Origin of the sequence: Lactococcus protaetiae, assembly GCF_006965445.1 — a bacterium.
Taxonomy (GTDB): Bacteria; Bacillota; Bacilli; order Lactobacillales; family Streptococcaceae; genus Lactococcus; species Lactococcus protaetiae.
This window is the reverse complement of sequence record NZ_CP041356.1, coordinates 1,782,004-1,801,539: the sequence shown is the minus strand read 5'-3', so window position 1 is coordinate 1,801,539 and position 19,536 is coordinate 1,782,004. Positions and strand designations below refer to the sequence as shown.

The 19,536-nt window shown below is 38.6% G+C and carries 15 protein-coding genes, 1 pseudogene and 1 CRISPR repeat array; of the genes and pseudogenes, 1 reads left to right on the top strand and 15 read right to left on the bottom strand.

Translation table 11 applies throughout. The annotated features are described in order from the left end of the window. Positions 1-3: 3 nt before the first annotated feature. From FLP15_RS08680 to FLP15_RS08665, 4 genes are all read right to left on the bottom strand, one after another. A complete protein-coding gene (locus FLP15_RS08680; RefSeq protein ID WP_142766790.1) occupies positions 4-705 on the bottom strand; it encodes an ABC transporter ATP-binding protein in 702 nt (233 codons plus the stop codon). A 175-nt stretch (positions 706-880) separates the two neighbouring features. Continuing rightward, positions 881-1,705, bottom strand: a complete 825-nt coding sequence (nadE, locus tag FLP15_RS08675) for an ammonia-dependent NAD(+) synthetase (RefSeq protein ID WP_142766789.1) — start codon at positions 1,703-1,705, stop codon at positions 881-883. A 421-nt stretch (positions 1,706-2,126) separates the two neighbouring features. Further along, the gene (locus FLP15_RS08670) at positions 2,127-2,612 is read right to left on the bottom strand and encodes a GNAT family N-acetyltransferase (RefSeq protein WP_142766788.1); all 486 of its coding nucleotides are present in this window, start codon (positions 2,610-2,612) and stop codon (positions 2,127-2,129) included. Continuing rightward, positions 2,609-4,081 carry a nicotinate phosphoribosyltransferase gene (locus FLP15_RS08665; RefSeq protein WP_190288279.1) on the bottom strand — a complete coding sequence of 491 codons (1,473 nt, stop codon included), beginning with the start codon at positions 4,079-4,081 and terminating at the stop codon, positions 2,609-2,611. The genes FLP15_RS08670 and FLP15_RS08665 overlap by 4 nt, the downstream gene beginning before the upstream one ends. 1,048 nt (positions 4,082-5,129) lie before the next feature. Between FLP15_RS08665 and FLP15_RS08660 the strand changes: the two are divergent. Beyond that, positions 5,130-5,716 (top strand): annotated as a pseudogene (locus tag FLP15_RS08660) (nicotinate-nucleotide adenylyltransferase). A 43-nt stretch (positions 5,717-5,759) separates the two neighbouring features. Here FLP15_RS08660 and FLP15_RS08655 read toward each other — a convergent pair. The 11 genes from FLP15_RS08655 to cas1 all read right to left on the bottom strand — a co-directional run bounded on the left by FLP15_RS08655 (position 5,760) and on the right by cas1 (position 19,430). Further along, positions 5,760-6,116, bottom strand: coding sequence for a fluoride efflux transporter FluC (locus tag FLP15_RS08655; RefSeq protein WP_142766786.1), 357 nt, complete (start codon positions 6,114-6,116; stop codon positions 5,760-5,762). Continuing rightward, positions 6,116-6,544 (bottom strand): fluoride efflux transporter FluC, encoded by a 429-nt coding sequence (locus FLP15_RS08650; RefSeq protein WP_142766785.1) that lies wholly within the window; start codon positions 6,542-6,544, stop codon positions 6,116-6,118. Before FLP15_RS08650 ends, FLP15_RS08655 begins: the two co-directional genes overlap by 1 nt. A gap of 481 nt (positions 6,545-7,025) precedes the next feature. Continuing rightward, positions 7,026-7,439 carry an EamA family transporter gene (locus tag FLP15_RS08645; protein WP_142766784.1) on the bottom strand — a complete coding sequence of 138 codons (414 nt, stop codon included), beginning with the start codon at positions 7,437-7,439 and terminating at the stop codon, positions 7,026-7,028. Between the two features lie 135 nt (positions 7,440-7,574). Then, positions 7,575-8,846, bottom strand: coding sequence for a phosphopyruvate hydratase (eno, locus tag FLP15_RS08640; RefSeq protein ID WP_142766783.1), 1,272 nt, complete (start codon positions 8,844-8,846; stop codon positions 7,575-7,577). 565 nt (positions 8,847-9,411) lie between these two features. After that, positions 9,412-9,654: a DUF896 domain-containing protein gene (locus FLP15_RS08635; protein ID WP_142766782.1), complete on the bottom strand. Its 243-nt coding sequence runs from the start codon at positions 9,652-9,654 to the stop codon at positions 9,412-9,414. 744 nt (positions 9,655-10,398) lie between these two features. After that, the gene (gene glyS, locus FLP15_RS08630) at positions 10,399-12,420 is read right to left on the bottom strand and encodes a glycine--tRNA ligase subunit beta (RefSeq protein ID WP_142766781.1); all 2,022 of its coding nucleotides are present in this window, start codon (positions 12,418-12,420) and stop codon (positions 10,399-10,401) included. A 1-nt stretch (position 12,421) separates the two neighbouring features. Beyond that, positions 12,422-13,375: a glycine--tRNA ligase subunit alpha gene (glyQ, locus tag FLP15_RS08625; RefSeq protein ID WP_142766780.1), complete on the bottom strand. Its 954-nt coding sequence runs from the start codon at positions 13,373-13,375 to the stop codon at positions 12,422-12,424. A 1-nt stretch (position 13,376) separates the two neighbouring features. Next, on the bottom strand, positions 13,377-14,357 hold the full coding sequence (locus tag FLP15_RS08620) for a GIY-YIG nuclease family protein (protein WP_142766779.1): 981 nt from the start codon (positions 14,355-14,357) through the stop codon (positions 13,377-13,379). 100 nt (positions 14,358-14,457) lie between these two features. After that, positions 14,458-17,136: direct repeats of the CRISPR family, unit length 36 nt; unit sequence GTTTTATTGATAGGAAAATGTTGAGAGTACAAAAAC. A 66-nt stretch (positions 17,137-17,202) separates the two neighbouring features. Continuing rightward, on the bottom strand, positions 17,203-18,234 hold the full coding sequence (locus FLP15_RS08615) for a P-loop NTPase family protein (RefSeq protein ID WP_142766778.1): 1,032 nt from the start codon (positions 18,232-18,234) through the stop codon (positions 17,203-17,205). Continuing rightward, positions 18,231-18,530, bottom strand: coding sequence for a CRISPR-associated endonuclease Cas2 (gene cas2, locus FLP15_RS08610; RefSeq protein ID WP_190288384.1), 300 nt, complete (start codon positions 18,528-18,530; stop codon positions 18,231-18,233). The genes FLP15_RS08615 and cas2 overlap by 4 nt, the downstream gene beginning before the upstream one ends. Before the next feature lie 111 nt (positions 18,531-18,641). After that, complete coding sequence (cas1, locus tag FLP15_RS08605) at positions 18,642-19,430, bottom strand: type II CRISPR-associated endonuclease Cas1 (protein ID WP_223804597.1); 789 nt, start codon at positions 19,428-19,430, stop codon at positions 18,642-18,644. Positions 19,431-19,536: the final 106 nt, after the last annotated feature.

Here is a 19,536-nt window from a genome sequence, read left to right as displayed (position 1 = left end):
AACTTACCACTCAATTCCCTCTATGTCTTCTGGATATTGGTTGATTGCGATAGTCTTGATTTTTCCATCATGCATCTGAATGACACGATTGGCAATTCTCGCAATTGCAGCATTGTGAGTAACAATAATGACCGTAGTTCCTTGTTTTCTTGTCCGATCCTGCAAAAGTTTTAAAATCTGTTTTCCTGTTTGATAATCTAATGCCCCTGTCGGCTCATCACACAGCAAAATCTTTGGATTTTTGGCAATTGCCCGTGCAATTGCAACTCGCTGCTGCTCTCCGCCTGAAAGTTGTGAAGGAAAATTATGAATCCGATGAGCAAGTCCTACGTCTTGCAGTACAGTTTCTGGGTCTAGTGCTGTGTCCACAATTTCTGAAGCTAATTCTACATTTTCTTTTGCTGTCAAATTGTTCACCAAGTTATAAAATTGAAAAACAAATCCCACAGCATACCTGCGATATTTAATCAATTCTTTTTCTGAAAAATGAGCAATGTTTTCTCCATCTATAAATAACTCGCCCTCATCACAGGTATCCATCCCACCTAGAATATTGAGTACGGTAGATTTTCCTGCCCCTGACGAACCTAAAATAACTGCCAGCTCACCTTTTTCAATTTCAAAATTAACATGGTCATTGGCAAAGATAACTTCTGAACCCGTTTGATATTTTTTTGATTCATTGATGATTTCTATGAACGACATCTTTTACCTCTTTTCTTTCAAATTGAGCCCATCTTGTAAGCCTTTTACTCTAGATTATAACATACTTGTAGCCTAAGTCTTAGTGAAATCGAAAAAACTATGCTTCATCCGTTTTGAAGTGACTACTTCAAGTATAATGCAAAAATACCTTTCTGACGAGAAAGGTATCATTTTTTTATTTCCAAAAATCGTCAAATACGGTAATTGGCAGGTGGCGCTTATGTTGAGTTTTATTCCACCATGCTTCTATCTTGTCTGCAGCCTCTTTAGGAATCGTTTTGCCTTCCAAATAATCATCAATATTGTCATAAGTAACACCAAGTGCTACCTCGTCAGCAAGCCCTGGTTTTCCATCCTCAAGGTCTGCGGTAGGTATCTTTTCGTAAATAGCAGGGTCTGCGCCAAGTTCTGCTAAAAGTTGTTTACCTTGACGCTTATTTAGGCGAAAAATTGGTAATAAATCTGCGCCACCATCACCAAATTTTGTAAAGAATCCTGTGATATTTTCGGCCGCATGGTCAGTACCGAGAACCGCTCCTTTGTATTCACCTGCTACTGCATATTGTGTAATCATACGTTGACGAGCTTTAATATTTCCCTTGTTAAAGTCTGAAACGCTGACACCAGCTTCTGTCAGTGCTGACAGCTGTCCGTCAACAGCTGATTTGATATTGACCGCAAGACTTATATCAGGTTTGATAAACTTCAACGCACGTTGTGCATCGGCTTCATCAGCCTGCACTCCGTAAGGCAAACGAATTGCAATAAATTGATAACTGTCATCACCAGTTTCCAGTCGCATTTCTTCAATAGCAACTTGTGCCAAACGTCCGGCTAAACTTGAGTCTTGACCTCCAGAAATACCCAGTACAAAGGATTTGATGAAAGGATATTTCTTCAAATAATTTTTTAGAAAATCAATAGATACACGAATTTCTGCTTTTACATCAATCTCAGCTTTTACACCAAGTAATGCGATAATTTCATTTTGTAATGTCATAATAAGATGAGTCCGACTTCTCAGGGACGTAGTTTTTTATACTAGTTCATCTCTAAATCTGCTTACGCAGATTTGGTAGTTGAACTGTAAATATGCTGCCTTGCGACGATTGGGAAAAGCCTTGCTTTTCTTATCTGCCAGCTTAACACATTACGTTTATGGCAAACTTTAATTTCTAAAAGTTCCTTTTAGAAATTAAACAGTATTAGAAAGTGGAAGTTCTTGGCACAGTCAAGATTCCATCTTATCTAATCGCTACGCTCAGGAGATGAACTCAGCTCCTTTCTCTTAGTATCATATACTGACAAAACTGTCAGTAAGTATTTACTCTGTAAGTTCAATACGATTAACCCGATTATTGAACTGGCAGAATGGAGAAATCATCAGTTTTACTGATGATTCTGTCAGCATACTGACAGAATTATTCAAAGATTTTACTCATGTAAAACTCATCAATAAATTCATCATCAACACACATTGATTGACGACGCACGCCTTCAATGGCAAAACCGTGTTTTTGGTAAAGTGCAATTGCTGTCGTGTTTCTTGACATGACCGTGAGTTCCAAGCGTTTGAGCTTCTTTTCTTTTGCCCACTCGTCAAGTTCGTCGAAAAACCGTCCTCCCAAGCCTTGATGTTGAAAATCTTCTAAAACTCCAACTACAATATAAGCCGTCTGCTTAATCCGATTTGCCTTTCCACACTTTGCTGATAAATAGCCGACAAGTTTTCCATCAACCTCAGCCCCAATCAAATAATCCATTCTTGCAATCTGACCAATTGTTTCACCAAAAACAAACTTCCGTTCATCTGGCTCTAACATCATAAACTTTGTTTCTGTGTCTAGTTGCTTTTTTAACTCCCAAAAAATTTGGGCGTCAGATATATCTATCGCTCTTATTCTCATTTTTCATCCAACTTCATCATTGAAACGATTGTACGTACTTCAGAAATCAAGCGCATTTTATGATTCCACAATTCTTGTGACAAGTCAACAGGATAAGGCTGAGGATTCAAATCTCGCTTGTATTCATCCCAAAGTTCATCAAGATTTTCACGCGCAAAAGTTTTGATTTCAGGAAGGCTTGGCAAATCATAGACAAGTTCTCCATCAACAAATATTGGCTTTAACAACGGCTTCGCATTAAAATCACGAATGTTTTTGTTGATATAGGTATAGAGCGGGTGGAACATATAGATTTCCTCATCTTGATCAGGGCGCTCATCACTAAATGTGATATAATCCCCTTCAGATTTTCCATCCGCTTTTTTGGTAATACGCCACACTTGCTTCTTACCTGGTGTAGACACTTTTTCAGCATTGCTTGAAAGCTTAATCGTGTCTTTCATCTCGCCTTGTTCATCTTCCATTGATACCAACTTATAAACAGCGCCTAATGCAGGCTGGTCATAGGCTGTGATTAATTTTGTCCCAACACCCCAAACATCAATTTTTGCTTTTTGCATCTTTAAGCTCAAAATGGTTGATTCGTCAAGATCATTTGATGCGTAAATCTTTGCTTCTGTAAAACCTGCTTCATCCAATTGTTGACGAACTTTTTTGGAAATATAAGCCATATCCCCAGAGTCAATACGCACCCCTTGAAAATTTATTTTGTCGCCAAATTCACGCGCAACTCTTATCGCACTAGGCACGCCGACTCTCAATGTATCGTATGTATCCACGAGGAAAACACAATCATGATGGGTCATGGCATAAGCTTTAAAAGCATCGTAGTCATTTCCATAACTTTGAACAAGTGCATGAGCATGGGTTCCGCTTGCCGTCAATCCAAAAATTTTCGCTGCCCGAACATTAGAAGTCGCATCAGCTCCACCAATGACCGCTGCACGTGTTCCCCAAATCGCAGCATCCATTTCCTGTGCACGCCTTGTTCCGAATTCAAGCAAAGGATCATCACCAATAACCGATTTTATCCGAGCCGCTTTTGTTGCAATCAAAGTTTGGAAATTAATAATATTTAAAATTGCTGTTTCAACCAGTTGGCACTCCGCAAGCGAACCTTCCACTTGAACGATAGGTTCATTTGCAAATACAAGCTGACCTTCTTGCATCGCACGCACATTTCCAGTAAATTTGAGATTTTTCAAATAATCAAGAAAGCTTTCTGGATAATCAAGTTCTCGCAAATAAGCGATATCCGTATCAGAAAAAGATAAGTTTTTCAGATAATCAACCATACGCTCAAGTCCAGCAAAGACTGCATAGCCATTCTCAAAAGGCATTTGGCGGAAAAAAACCTCAAAAACTGCATGACGCTTGTGACGTCCAAGTTCAAAATAGGTTTGCATCATATTAAGTTGGTACAAATCGGTGTGCAGCGCGAGGCTGTCATCTTGATAAAGCTGTGGCATATTTACTTTCCTTTCGATTACTGCTGTTTGACAGAATAAAAATCCAGATAATTCCGTTCCAATTACAGTATTTAATACTGTTTATGATTGCCTTCCGTGCTTGATGTACTGCGTAGGATTTAGTAAGAACTGACCTAAACTAATTTTTTTAAGTTCAGTATGCACTAGTTCCATTTTGAAATCCCGCAAAAATTTCATTACTAGCGACAATAATTGATAAATCATCGTGCTTGCTGAGTCATTTCTAATGTCTATTTTATCAAAATTATCAGTAAATTTGTACTTACAGAGCTATCAATAACTTACATTAATTCGTCAGTATACTGACAAAATAATAACCCATCCATAACTCTCCAAAAGTTCCTTGATGAGTATTCAATAAATTTTCGACATTGTCAGTGTACTGACGAAATTTTTAACTTAGCAAATGCGTATTTGGGTTACACTGTCGATGCTCACTACAGTGCTACGTGCTTCGCACTCCGTTCTGTGAATGGTCTATGCAAAACTTCGTTGCTCCGCTATCCGTTTGATTGTCATTTGGCATTGGACTTTAGTGACCTAGAGATAGAGGACAAATGTCCTATGGTCATGCGAAGCTAGCTACTAAAGCCTGCATCTTCGCTTCGCTCCGCTATCCATTCGTTCTATTTTCGCTTCGCTACACTGTCGATTTCACTAAGCCACTAAAGTGGCAAGTTCAAGTCGCAATCCAGCAAAGCTGGCAAGACGAAATGGTAAGAACAAAAGGCAAAGCACCTAGTCTCAATTGCAATTCTCCTACTCTTGACGCTGTTGCTCACCTCTTGTAATTGAGTTCGGCTACTTAGAACTCAGGAAAATAGATAAAAGTCTCCAATGAGCGTTGCTCATCTCCGTCTTTCCCTATCTACGTGCTTTCAGCACTACGCTGTCCATTGATTTGGCGTTGCTGCTTTAGCAGCTTACAGCCAATGGTCATGCGAAGCTATGTGCTGGAGCACATAAACCAAGTGGCAATTTTCATGAGTTCTGGACAAGCAGCCTCACATCTTGATATAATCTACTCATGGAAAAAAGAAAAAAAGTAGGACTTTTGGGTGGAAATTTTAATCCTATTCATCACGCCCATTTGATGATTGCCGACCAAGTCGCTCAACGGCTAAATCTTGACATAGTATTGCTCATGCCTGAAAATATTCCACCTCATGTTGATGTAAAAGAAACAATTGACGCAGTCCATCGTGTAAAAATGCTTGAACTCGCTGTTAAAGACAACCAGCGTCTAGGGTTGGAGCTTTGCGAAATCGAACGTGGCGGAAAATCTTACACTTATGATACTCTGTCAGCACTGACAAAGCTTCATCCTGAGTGCGATTTTTATTTTATTATTGGCAGCGACATGGTTGACTACCTTCCAAAATGGTATAAGATTGATGAATTAATTCATCTTGTTACTTTTGTTGCAATCAAGCGCTCTGAGACCATTAATCCCACCCTTATCCTGTAAGATGGATTGATGTTCCACTGCTTCCTATTTCAAGCACCCAAATTCGAGAACTGATTGCAGCTGACATTGAACCCACCTATCTCTTACCAAAATCTGTGATAGACTATATCAAAATTCAGAAACTCTATCAAAAAAAGCATGACTAAACCATGCTTTTTCTGCTCTATTTGTAACAATATGTCGCAGAAATTATTTTGCTAACCAAAGTCCTAGCAAAACCGCTACAAATCCTAAGCCATAAGAAAGCAAAAAGTACTCTGCAAAATGTTTATAATCATGGTTTTCAAGTAAATCAAAAAGTTCAAAATTATAAGTTGAAAAAGTCGTCAGACCACCACAGAAACCTGTAGCGAAGATTTTATAAGCCTCTGCCTGATTGCCAAATTTGCCAAAAAGATAGCCGATAAAAAGCGTCCCACCAATATTAACCAGATAAGTACCAAGTGGAAAACCAATTTTTTTGAAAATAACATTGAGATTACTAAAGAGATAGCGGACAACTGCACCAAGTCCAGCTGAAATACCAATAAGCGTAAATTCAAGCATTATTTTTCTTCCTCTCTTTCTTCCTCTGCTTCATCTTCAAGCTCTGTAGCTGTCGGATAAGTCACTGCAAGTCTTCCATGATACATCCCAAGCATCGCCATAAGCAAACCACCAAAAATCGTGAGCAAAACATAAAAGATTAACTGACCATAATGACCAGCAACGAGCAAATTATCGCTATCCATCATGAAAGAGCTAAATGTGGTAAAAGCCCCAATAAAACCTGTCCCCAAGCCCAAAACCCAACGTTCATGAACGTTTTTAGCACCTAGATAATTTTTTATCAAGAAAGTGAAAAGATAGCAGCCGACAAGATTAATCAATAAAGTCGCAAGTGGAAAAGTCCCCACTTTCGGAAGATAGGTATTAATTTCATAGCGAGAAAGCCCACCTAAAATACCAAAAATAAATACAATAATAATGTTCATCTCAATAATTCCTCACAAAAAAGTCAAAGCTTGCCAAAATGCAATTTTTTACAAGCTTTGACTTTGTTTTTTATCAAAACAAGTGCGTGCTATCTCCGCTCTTTGGGCTACGCTGTCGATTCACCACAGTTATCCATAGAACATTTGTCCTCTATTCGTAAATCAGCAGAGCCGACAACGATAGAAGCATTCGCTCTATCTTCGCTTTGCTACGCCGTCGATTTCACTAAGCCACTAAAGTGGCAAGTTCAAATCGCAATCGGCTAGATGAAACAACTAGCATATCCGTGCAAACGGCTATCCTATAAAGTCGTAAGGGGAAATGGTTCGCTACGGCACGAAAGTGCCTAGTCGAAGTCGCAACTTGCTAAAGTGAAATGGCAACTTTGAATTTCGTCCGACTACATTTAGCAAGAGGTAAACATCCCGCTAAATAAGGCTTGACTTCATTATTCTAGCGTGTTTTCATCTGATTTTCAAGTTAAAAAGCAATGACAATCCTACCGAAAACAATGAATCCTAATCCCAAAATCGTTAACTTGCTTGGTTTCTCTCTTAAAAATAGAAAAGCGAGAAAAGTTGCCACAGCAATTGACGTTTTATCAATATTTTTATTGCTCTCTAAGACAATAAAGAACATTCCTAAAGCTATGATGAGCAAACCAATGAGCGTTATTTCAAACTTAGAACGTTCTCCCAAGAAAATAATCGCTAATATGACTGAAAACAGCACACTACTTTGATCAACTGCGACAACACCAGCTACCTTACCAATCTGCAAGGCGCGATAATAACAAAGCCACGAAGCCCCAGTTGCCAAACCCGACAAAATCAGGAATAGCAGGCTATGCCGCCGACATTTCCCCAAGACCCAAAAAGAGCGACAATCAACCATGACATCATCACAACGACAATTGTCCGTAGCAAAGTTAGCATATTTGATCCAATTTTACTTCCGCCCAATTTAGATAAGACGGAAGTAAAACCTGCTGATACTGAAGCTACAACTGCAAGCAAAATCCACATGGGTTTATTCAGGGAACTTTGCAAGCCTTGCTGCAGCTCCTAACTCTTCTTCAATTCGCAAAAATTGATTATATTTCTCAATCCGCTCACTGCGTGCCATTGAACCTGTCTTAATCTGACCTGCGTGCATGGCAACAGCAAAGTCAGCGATGAAACTATCAACCGTTTCGCCTGAACGATGCGAAATCATCGTGTTATAACCTGCTTTCCGCGCCATTTTTATGGCTTCGATGGATTCTGTGACAGTTCCGATTTGATTCAATTTAATCAAAATCGCATTTGCCACACCTTTTTCAATTCCTTCGGCGAAAATCGCAGGATTGGTCACAAAGATATCATCGCCAACAAGTTGAATCTTGTCTCCCTGAGCTTTTGTTTGAGCGGCGAAACCGTCCCAATCATGTTCAGAAAATCCATCTTCAATCGAGATAATCGCAGGGAATTTCGCCACCAAATTTTCATAATAAGCGAGCAAATCATGACTTGTCAACTTTTGACCTTCAAAATGATAAAGCTGTGTTTCATTGTCATAAAATTCGCTAGACGCGGGGTCAAGCGCGATGGCAATTTCACTACCTGCTGTGTAGCCTGCGGTCTCTATGGCTTTGTAAAGTGTTTCAATCGCGTGTTCAGTCGAGCCAAGTTTTGGAGCAAAGCCGCCTTCATCACCAACAGCCGTTTCCAGCCCTTGCTCTGCCAAGATTTTCTTCAAGGTATGATAAACATTCGCCACTTTTTCGACACCGTCGCAGAAACTTTCGCGTTTGACAGGCGTAATCATGAACTCTTGCACATCAATACCAGAATCTGCATGAACACCACCATTGATGACATTAAAGAAAGGTTGAGGAAGCTCAAGGTCAACACCTCCGAGATAGCGATAGAGTGGGATTTTTTCACTATTCGCTGCTGCTCTTGCAACAGCCATCGATACACCTAAAATCGCATTGGCACCCAATCTTGCTTTATTTGGCGTACCGTCAAGCTTAATCAAGAGTTGGTCGATTTCAGCTTGGTTAAATGGTGATTTCCCTGTCAGCGCTGACGCAATCTCACCATTGACATTGTTGACAGCATTTGCGACACCTTTTCCTTGTAAACGTGTGCCGCCATCCCGAAGTTCAACCGCTTCTCTATCTCCTGTGGAAGCGCCAGATGGTACAGCTGCACGTCCAAGTGTGCCATCATTCAAGACAACATCAACTTCGACGGTTGGATTGCCACGAGAATCAAAGATTTCGCGCGCGTGAATGTTTTCGATAAGTGCTTTTGACATTTTGTATGTCCTTTCTAAAGATGCGAGTCCAACTTTATGAAATCATAAATTAGAAGATATAGCTTTCTTTGACCTCAAAAAAATGAACTCTAGTGTCTAAAACGCAAACTCAGTTTACATAGCATATCTGAGTTTGATTTTCTTCAAAGTTCCTTCTATTTATGAGTTTGGTTATTATTTTCGGATGAAAAGAAGGAAACTTTGAAGTATATTTTTGCATACAAAAAGGCGCTACAACGCAAGGCGAAAAGACCTTTTTGCATTGTAGGCGCCATCAGATTTAAGATGTGAGCACGACTGCTCAAAACGACGAAAATTAGGACTTAAACTGTCTTATGGACATTTTAAGGTTGGTCGCCTAAAAACAATGAGCAACCAAACGCTTCTGCGTTTACGCAGATTCTAGCTTTTATCTATTTTCACTCGTTTCTAGAAAGACGAACTCAGTTATCTTAAAACGGTTATCGGGTGTGCACCATACCCATTCGTTATTGTTTAAACTTATTTTACCATTTTTTCTCAAAAATTCAAGAAATAGCTCTCTTCATCTTCTCAGAATTCTGCGTTAATCACGCATTCCTTTTTCACGCTGAATATTTTTAAGCTTCTCAGGAGTAACGTCCTCTCCCGTATTTTCATCTATAACTTTAATCGTTTCAACTTGAGAGCGAAAATTTGCCTTGACACTGTCAAGATAAGCTCGACGCAAAATAGCTTGTTCTTCAAGCTCTTTATCTGTCAATCCCTCTTGCTTCTTCTTGCGCGCCAATGCATTGATACGCTCAATTTGTTCATTTGTAATGGACATTTTACCTCCAATATTTTATCAAAGCAAGTGCGTGCTAATACTCCGACATAAGGTCGGAGTATTAGCAGCACTATCTCCGCTTCGCTACGCTGTCCATCCTCGCTAAGGTGCTGAAGCACCTAGTCGGAATGGCAATCTTTGAATTTCGTCCGACTGCCCTAGGGCGTTAGTGCTTTAGCACTTAGGCTTCTGGGACAGGGTGACCTCATATCGAAGATGTGAGGTTGTACCCTAGACCTAGATTCAGTGGCAAGTTGCCCTTTTATCAGTCGAATCGCCTTTTGCTCTTGCTGCTTTAGCAGCTAAGCAAACGGACAGCGTAGCGCAGCGAAGATAGCGACTGGAGAAAATGGACAAACTCCCACTGAATAAAATCTTGACTTCATTTTTCTTTTGTCAGCATACTGACAAAAGCTCTAGATTTCTGTAAGCATTTATCATAGTTCTGATATTCAGAAAGCTATCGCTTATAGTTTGCCAAATAGTTACAACCTAGAGCTTATGCACTGACAAACTTCTGTCAGTAATTCTTATACTAGCTCATCTTTAATTTTACGCAGTAAAATTATTAGATGAACTGCAGATATACCGCCTTACTCTTGCCACTTTAGTAGCTATGCAAACGGACAGCGGAGCAACGAAGTTGCGAAGACCGTTCATAGAACGGCGGGCGAAGCACGTAGCACCATAGCAAGCATCAACAGCATACTTCTAAATGAAACAGTATTAGATTAATTTATCAAATTATTTTGTGTTAATCAAGCTAAAATCTGCAATACTGTTTGTCAAATCCACCACTTGACCAAGTAAAGCTAAACGATTATCACGAATGCGTTCATCATCTGCCATAACCATAACATTGTCAAAGAACAGCTCAACTGCAGGAGCTAAAGCATGAACAATTGCACGGAACTTATATTCCGTTAGCATTTCATCCCATTGTTCTTTGAGGTCACAAACAGTATCATAAAGTTTTTGCTCGGCTTCATTTTCAAAGAAAACAGGGTCAGCTTCTCTAATAATCTCAGCTTTTTTCACAAGATTGATACTACGCGAGATGTTCTCAATTGCGGGTTTAAACGGTCCGTGAAGCTTGTGACTATCGATGACATAAGCACTTTCCATCATCCCAGCAATATCGAAAATACTACTGTTAATCGCTGCTTCCACAATATCATAACGGTCAAGTCTTTCAAGCAATAGTTTTTGCACGCGTGCACGGATAAACTCTAAAACTTCAGCATGATTTTCACCTGAAAACTGAGCAATAAACGCTGCTAAATCAAAACGCCAATCAAATTTTTCAATGATACGAATCAATCCTTGAGCCGCACGGCGCAAAGCATAAGGGTCATTTGACCCTGACGGTATCAACCCAACACTGAAAAATGACAAAATACTATCAAGCTTGTCAGCAATAGCTAATACTGCACCAACTTTGCTTTCCGGAAGAACACCATCTGCTGATGTTGGCAAATAATGCTCACGAATCGCCATAGCAACAGCTGTATTTTCACCTGATAACAGGGCATATTTTTCACCCATAACACCTTGCAATTCGTCAAATTCACCAACCATTCCTGTCAGTAAATCAAACTTATAAATATCGGCAGCTCTAAGGACTGATTCTTTCTCGTCTGATGACAATTCTGTCAGCACTGACAGCTTTTCACCAATCACTTTTGTACGTGCCATATGTTCTGTCAGCGTACCAATTTTGGCATGGAAAGTTACTTTCGCCAGTTTTTTAACCAAATCATCAATTTTGAGTTTTTGGTCTTCCTTCCAGAAAAACTCTGCATCTTCAAGACGTGCCACCAAAACTTTTTCATTACCTGAAATGACATTTTCGATATATTCACTATTTCCATTTCTTACCGAAATGAAATTTGGAGCTAAACTACCATCTGCAGTATAAACTTCAAAATAACGTTGATTATCACGCATTGAAGTCACCAACACTTCTGCTGGAATATCCAAATATTTCTCATCAAAGCTCCCCACAAAAGCTGTTGGATACTCCACAATATTATTGACTTCTTCCAGCAAATCTTTGTGCAAAGTCACTTTCCAGCCATGTTCTGCGGCCAAAGCCAGAATTTGTGCTGAGATTTCTGCTTTACGATGCTCGCTATCTACGATAACAAAATGTTCTGGCAATTTGACAGAATATTCATTTGCATTGTTAAGCACCACCTCAACATTTGATAGAAAACGATGTCCATGTGAAGTTCGTCCAGCAGTCACATCAAGCAGGTCAAAAGGCACCACCTCGCTGTCCAGCAAGGACACAATCCACTGAATCGGACGAACAAAGAGAAAATCGTTGTTACCCCACTTCATATAGGTTGAAAACGTCATCTTGCCAATCACTTCATCACCGATTTTTGTGAGAATATCACTCGTCGCAACTCCCTCAATATGCTTGTTTGCATAATAATAATCACCACGCAAAACTAACTCAGAAGGAGAAATGCCTTGACCACGTGAGAAACCTTGAATGGCCTTTGACCAATTTCCCTCTGTATCTTTAGCAATTTTGGCAGAAGGTCCTTTGACCTCCTCGTCCTTGCTTTCTGAAGTTTCAGCAATATTTTCCACCAAAATAGCCAGGCGGCGCGGTGTTGAATATTTGACAATTTTGTCAAATTGAACACGATTTTCAAGCAAAAACTGCTGGGTACGCTCTGCCAACTGATTAATCGAAGGCGTCACCAAGTGTGCTGGAACTTCTTCCAGACCGATTTCTAATAAATAACTACTCATTTTATTTTGCCTCCTTTTCAGCGATAGCTGGTGTATATTTCCCATTCACACCCAGATATTTTTCTCTAAGCACCTCATCTTTCAACAGCGGAAAGCCAAGCTTCGCGCGCTCCTCAATAAAAGTTTTCGCGACTTTGCGCGCCATCGTCCGCACACGATGCATATAGCCTGCGCGCTCTGTGACAGATACCGCGCCACGCGCGTCCAGTAAGTTGAAAGTGTGAGACGATTTCAAAATGTAGTCATAGGCAGGGTGAACCAGGCCTTCATCCAGCAAACGCAGCGCCTCAGCCTCGTACTCGCCGAAAAGCTGGAGCAAAAGCTCTTGATTGCTTTCCTCAAAGGCAAACTTTGAATGTTCGTACTCAGGCTCTTTGAAAATATCGCCGTAAGCCACGCCGTTGCCCCACTCCAAGTCATAAACGCTGTCAACCTCTTGAATCACCGTTGCCACGCGCTCCAAGCCATAAGTAATCTCGCTCGTCACGCTATCAACCTCAATCCCGCCGACCTGCTGGAAATAAGTAAATTGCGTACATTCTTGCCCGTCAATCCAGACTTCCCATCCGATTCCGGCACAGCCCATGGACGGATTTTCCCAGTTGTCCTCGACAAAGCGGATGTCGTGCTCTAGCGCGTCAATACCAAGCGCAGCCAAACTTTGCAAGTACAATTCTTGAATATTTTTTGGCGAGGGTTTCAGCACCACTTGAAACTGGTGATGTTGAAAAAGACGATTAGGATTTTCGCCATAACGTCCGTCAGCAGGACGGCGCGAAGGTTGCACATAGGCTGCTCCCCAAGGCTCAGGACCGTTTGAGCGCAAAAAAGTGTAAGGCGACATGGTGCCAGCGCCGACTTCATTGTCGTAGGCTTGCATGAGGTTTGCCCCTTGTTTTGCCCAGAAGCCTTGCAGGGTTAAGATGATGTCTTGGAATGATAATTTTTGATTCATTTTAATTTTCCTTTTCTATTAATTGTTTTCCCATTTTTTCGGCAATCTTTTTAACTTTACGGATGGCTACTTTTGCGTCATAGTGCTTATAAAAATAAATACCATTTATTTCTGAAAAAATTCGGTCAGGTCTTATGGGAGCCTTTCTTGCCAAGGTATTTGACCATGAGGCATTACCGTCAAAGATACTATTGGCTAATAATTTTGGACTCTTTTTCAAGATTTCCGTAATGTAGTCCAAATAGGCAGAGCGAAAACTTTTATCGCTTTTCCCTTTGAAAGTTCCATCTGTTACGACATAAGTTTTGCCTGATTTTTCTTCTAAAGCTTCTTCCACATCATTTTCTGCTAGAGTGCTATTAAAAATATCTAAGCCTGAAATTTCAAGAATTTCATCAACATCCGCTCTTAGATTCTCCGCATCAATTTCGCCTGACGGTTCAAGAAAGGAGCTATTTCCTCCAGTTTTATTTTGAGTATCATGTTTCCAATCAGGAAATTGCTGGATCAAATCCTTTTCAAGCTTGTCCAACTGTCCTTTATTTAAGTTCCCATTTTCAATGCCAAATATGAGAATAAATTTAAAATTATCATTCCAATGCTCATGCTTACGATAGCGGTTACTGATATTAACAGCTTGACCGATATAACGGTAATCATTATCCGTATCAAAGAAAATATAAATTCCAGCTTTTTCAAACTGTTCCCTGAACTTAACTTTGGCTATTTCATACTCTGCCTTAGGAAAATAAACTAAAAAATGTCCATCTTTCTGGTAGTAAACAATATTATCTTTTTCTTGATGATTATCTGAGATTTTTATGACCTTCATAACTCTCCTTTCCAAAAACAAAAACCGCACATCACACCCCGTCGCTATAGCTCCATACTCACTAAGCAACCAAGGCTGCGAGTGGTATGGAAACTCCGACAAAGGGCGCAAATGCGCGGTTCCACCTTTATTTTTTACTTTAATATTCACATTATTTAAGCCATTCTTTATCTTGAGCTTGCACTATCCTCAACTCGCTATATTTAGATTTTAGCCTTATTATTTGGATTTGTCAAGAAGATATATGTCCAAATCTTTGATAGGAAAATGTTGAGAGTACAAAAACACATTAACAGTAGGAGTCAACATTAATGCCGTTTTATTGATAGGAAAATGTTGAGAGTACAAAAACAAATTTATGCGAGAGCGTACCGATGAAAAAGTTTTATTGATAGGAAAATGTTGAGAGTACAAAAACATATTCAACCTTAAATTTTCATAAACTTTCGTTTTATTGATAGGAAAATGTTGAGAGTACAAAAACTGAATCCTTGATGACCTAAATGTGCTGATTGTTTTATTGATAGGAAAATGTTGAGAGTACAAAAACACAGCTATCAGTGGTTCAAGGACGGTACAGGTTTTATTGATAGGAAAATGTTGAGAGTACAAAAACATTGCCCAGAATAGAGCTAAGCGAGCCGCTGTTTTATTGATAGGAAAATGTTGAGAGTACAAAAACCAAGCGTCACAATCGAAGCAAAGAAAAGAAGTTTTATTGATAGGAAAATGTTGAGAGTACAAAAACATGATAAGGGAACTATTAGAAATGGTGCGGGTTTTATTGATAGGAAAATGTTGAGAGTACAAAAACAAATCTCCCACTGCATTCTGCATATTTTTCGTTTTATTGATAGGAAAATGTTGAGAGTACAAAAACAATCCTGTACCCGCTTTATCAGCTTCAAGAGTTTTATTGATAGGAAAATGTTGAGAGTACAAAAACATATTTTAGAAATATCCTGAATCTCATGGTGTTTTATTGATAGGAAAATGTTGAGAGTACAAAAACGGGAGCTTGGCGGAGAGTAAGACTGCAAGCGTTTTATTGATAGGAAAATGTTGAGAGTACAAAAACAGTTCTGAGCTTGAGTACGTGCTTTTGTCAGTTTTATTGATAGGAAAATGTTGAGAGTACAAAAACAGCTGTGTGAACTTTTCAAAACCTTTAGCGGTTTTATTGATAGGAAAATGTTGAGAGTACAAAAACTCTAATTGCGTGTATTATATAAGGCATGTAGTTTTATTGATAGGAAAATGTTGAGAGTACAAAAACAGAGGCAACCTCTACAATATCAGTCGCTTGGTTTTATTGATAGGAAAATGTTGAGAGTACAAAAACTATTAGTAGTCAAGATAATAATATCTTTAAGTTTTATTGATAGGAAAATGTTGAGAGTACAAAAACTCAACAGCGTTTATATAAAGTACTGAGTCTGTTTTATTGATAGGAAAATGTTGAGAGTACAAAAACTACAATTTAACACTTGAAATCTGATAAGTTGTTTTATTGATAGGAAAATGTTGAGAGTACAAAAACTATCTGACGCTACAACTATTTCTAATCTTAGTTTTATTGATAGGAAAATGTTGAGAGTACAAAAACCTGCTTCTACATCTAGTGCTACGATGGAATGTTTTATTGATAGGAAAATGTTGAGAGTACAAAAACCATTAAAGCTTTCAGAAAGTTCTTCAAACTGTTTTATTGATAGGAAAATGTTGAGAGTACAAAAACGGAATCACTTGCACTAAATCCTAGAGACTGGTTTTATTGATAGGAAAATGTTGAGAGTACAAAAACATATTGGTATGTTAATCAAACTGAAAATCTGGTTTTATTGATAGGAAAATGTTGAGAGTACAAAAACATTGTTGGCAAATGTTGGCATAAAAAACTAGTTTTATTGATAGGAAAATGTTGAGAGTACAAAAACTAAATTTGAACAAACCGAAGATAATTTATTGTTTTATTGATAGGAAAATGTTGAGAGTACAAAAACGATAGCTTCCGTTGTAGTGGCGAGTTCTAAGTTTTATTGATAGGAAAATGTTGAGAGTACAAAAACTGTGTAAGTAAAGAAATCTTTACCCTCCTCGTTTTATTGATAGGAAAATGTTGAGAGTACAAAAACGTGATTGTTGTCGTGCCAGCTGCAACTCCTGTTTTATTGATAGGAAAATGTTGAGAGTACAAAAACAGGGGATGTATAAGCAAAATGAAACCATGAGTTTTATTGATAGGAAAATGTTGAGAGTACAAAAACATAGTGAGCAAACAATACCTAAAGAAGCTGGTTTTATTGATAGGAAAATGTTGAGAGTACAAAAACGAATGGATTCCACTGATAGAAGAAAAGAAAGTTTTATTGATAGGAAAATGTTGAGAGTACAAAAACCAGCAAGTGAGATGTACTCAGCGCTCAAAAGTTTTATTGATAGGAAAATGTTGAGAGTACAAAAACTGATTTACCCTCCCCTATATAAAATTAGTCAGTTTTATTGATAGGAAAATGTTGAGAGTACAAAAACAATGCTTGATACGGGAGAAACGTGGTTTTAGTTTTATTGATAGGAAAATGTTGAGAGTACAAAAACCTAGGGTAATGATGAACCCCCAAGCCCATTTGTTTTATTGATAGGAAAATGTTGAGAGTACAAAAACAGCCTCCGACAACATCTGTTGTAAGGCTTTGTTTTATTGATAGGAAAATGTTGAGAGTACAAAAACAAACTTGCTTAATTTTTTGTTCATTAACTCGTTTTATTGATAGGAAAATGTTGAGAGTACAAAAACTATCGCCAATTTGTAAAGGCTCACCTTCTCGTTTTATTGATAGGAAAATGTTGAGAGTACAAAAACTGTTTCCCATTGATCCCGTAGGGAGAAATCGTTTTATTGATAGGAAAATGTTGAGAGTACAAAAACCTCAAATTAAAAACTTTTTGGTTTTTGCTTCTACAATTCCAACTGTTCTTGAAAATTCGTCAATGCTCAAGAACTAAGATAAGTACGTTCTAGCTCGGAAAGTTCATCAAAATTGATAGAAAATGATGCACTTTCAAGACCTAAAATCTCATTTATCACTTTTAATAATATCATATTTTGATAAGATTTTCCAGCGATTTTTGCCTTACCACCAATGCTTGAGACGATTTCATAAAAATTTTGACAGAGCGCTTCATCTGACATTTTTAAACTTATCGGATAATGATTTTCAATGCTTTTTCTAAAAGTGTCAAAATCTGGCATTTGATAAACATCCTCTGCCAAAACAATCGTACTCGGCACATCATTTGGAGAATAAGCTAGCTCAAGCGCTTGCTGGCTAATGACAAAGGTATGAATAAGTCCCGTTTTTTCTGTCAGCACTGACAGCCCCTCTAGCAAGTTTTGTATCTTTTCTGTCATTAAAAAACTTGCTGGATTAATCAAAATAATCCATGTTTCTTTAGGCTGATGTTCCAATTTCTTACCGAGCAGTGTCAAATATTCATCCACAAATTCATTGGCATCCATCATTTCTAAAGGGAAATCGTGATTATCAGCCGCATAGGACAAAAACAGATGATTTTTCAATAAATCATCAAATGACAAATCTGTCAAATTTGACGAAATGTTATTCGAGATTTGACGAAGCTGTTCATTGAAGAGCAGCTCAATCTTCAGTAAATGGTTTTTGATTTCCTCAAGTTCCGTGGTAATCGCCACATTTTCCGTCAGCGCTGACAGAAAATCAGTCATCAAACTCTTTCTGTCAAAACTGACTTCTTGGTAAAGGGAAGCGTTGTCCTGCAAAAAATGAAGGTCAATATTTTTTTCATTGAGGCGTTCTTTCTCTCGGTAAATCTCAATCCCATTTTCACCATAAACCAATTCTTCCAAGTCATTCAAAGCTTTTTTATTCGCAAATCTTTTCAGGCTGCGGACCAGTTCTTGTGCCACTTTTTGATTTTGACCATAAAAAAACAGACGCGACATTTCGTCAAATTCAATAAAGGTGTTATTCTCAATTTCTATTTTCATATGATTACCATTTTATTATTGCCAACTGCCACTTCTTGCGGTGCTTTTTCACCTGTCAAAAACCGTCGGTCATTAAACTGTTTTTCAGAAACATACATGAGCTCAACCAAACCATTATAAGGGGTTACTCTTTTGAGCTGTTCCTCATATTTTGTGAGCTGGCTCCGATTAGGCAATGTTCTGACATAGACTGATTCTTGTACCATCACAAAGCCAAGCTCAATCAGCTTTTTTCTGAAAACACGATAATATTTCTGTTCCTGCTTCGTCTCCATTGGCAAATCAAAAAAACACATCAATCTCAATTTCTCATACACCTCGCAATCCTCCTAAAGTAATTTCTGTCAGTGCTGACAGATGCTCTTCTTTCATTACCTTAATAAAAGAATTGACATAATCCAACATCACTAAATCAATCGTTGTCTTCTTCCCCTGTAAAAATAAGGTTGATTCAAGAAATCAATCAACTGACAGCGCGCTTCCCAAGTCAGATACTTTGGATATTTCGGTAAAATTTTCTCCAAAATATACCAATCCATCAAAGGACGAAAAGGTTCCATCAAATCATCCACCAAATTAAACGAATTAAACTCATTGCGATGAAAAACACCAAGTGTCGGAATCAAGCCCAGACTCGTGACTAACCTTGCCATGTAAGCTCTGATAATCGTGTAGCCATAATTCATCGCACCATTTTCCAAAGAATCCTGCTCTCGTGTGAATTTCATGCCATATAGACTGTTAAAATAAACCTTTGCAGCATGTCCTTCACGGTTTGTCGCATCAGCCAGTTGAATATTATCAATCAGCTCCTGAAGCTTTTCTACACGCTCCTCCTCTGCATCAACTGCCAAAAGCACTGATTTTTGATTGCTCAACTTCTGACGAATAATTGCTGTCCAGACTTCATCTCGCAACTTTTCACTCCAAGCAATCTGCTCCAAATTTCGCTTTGCCGTCCTGTGATACTGCCCAAAACCCGTGAAAATTCCGCAAGGCACATATTTATTATCACAAACAATCACGGCGATATTATGTTGTGCTAACTTCGCCAGCAACTTAGTCGTTAGCGTCAAAATATTGCCTTCCAAGGTAATCGTCGCAATATCCGAGAGTGGAATACTAAATTTTTGTCCGCTTTTTTCAATTTCTAAGTTATCTAATTTTAGACGGAGATAGTCTCCGTCCTTAATCATCACATTTCTCCAAGTCATTATAAGATGTGAGACCGATTGCTCTGATGGATTGAAAAATAGAAAATTGTGGTTCTGACACTTGTGTCAGATTTCAATTTTTCTTTTT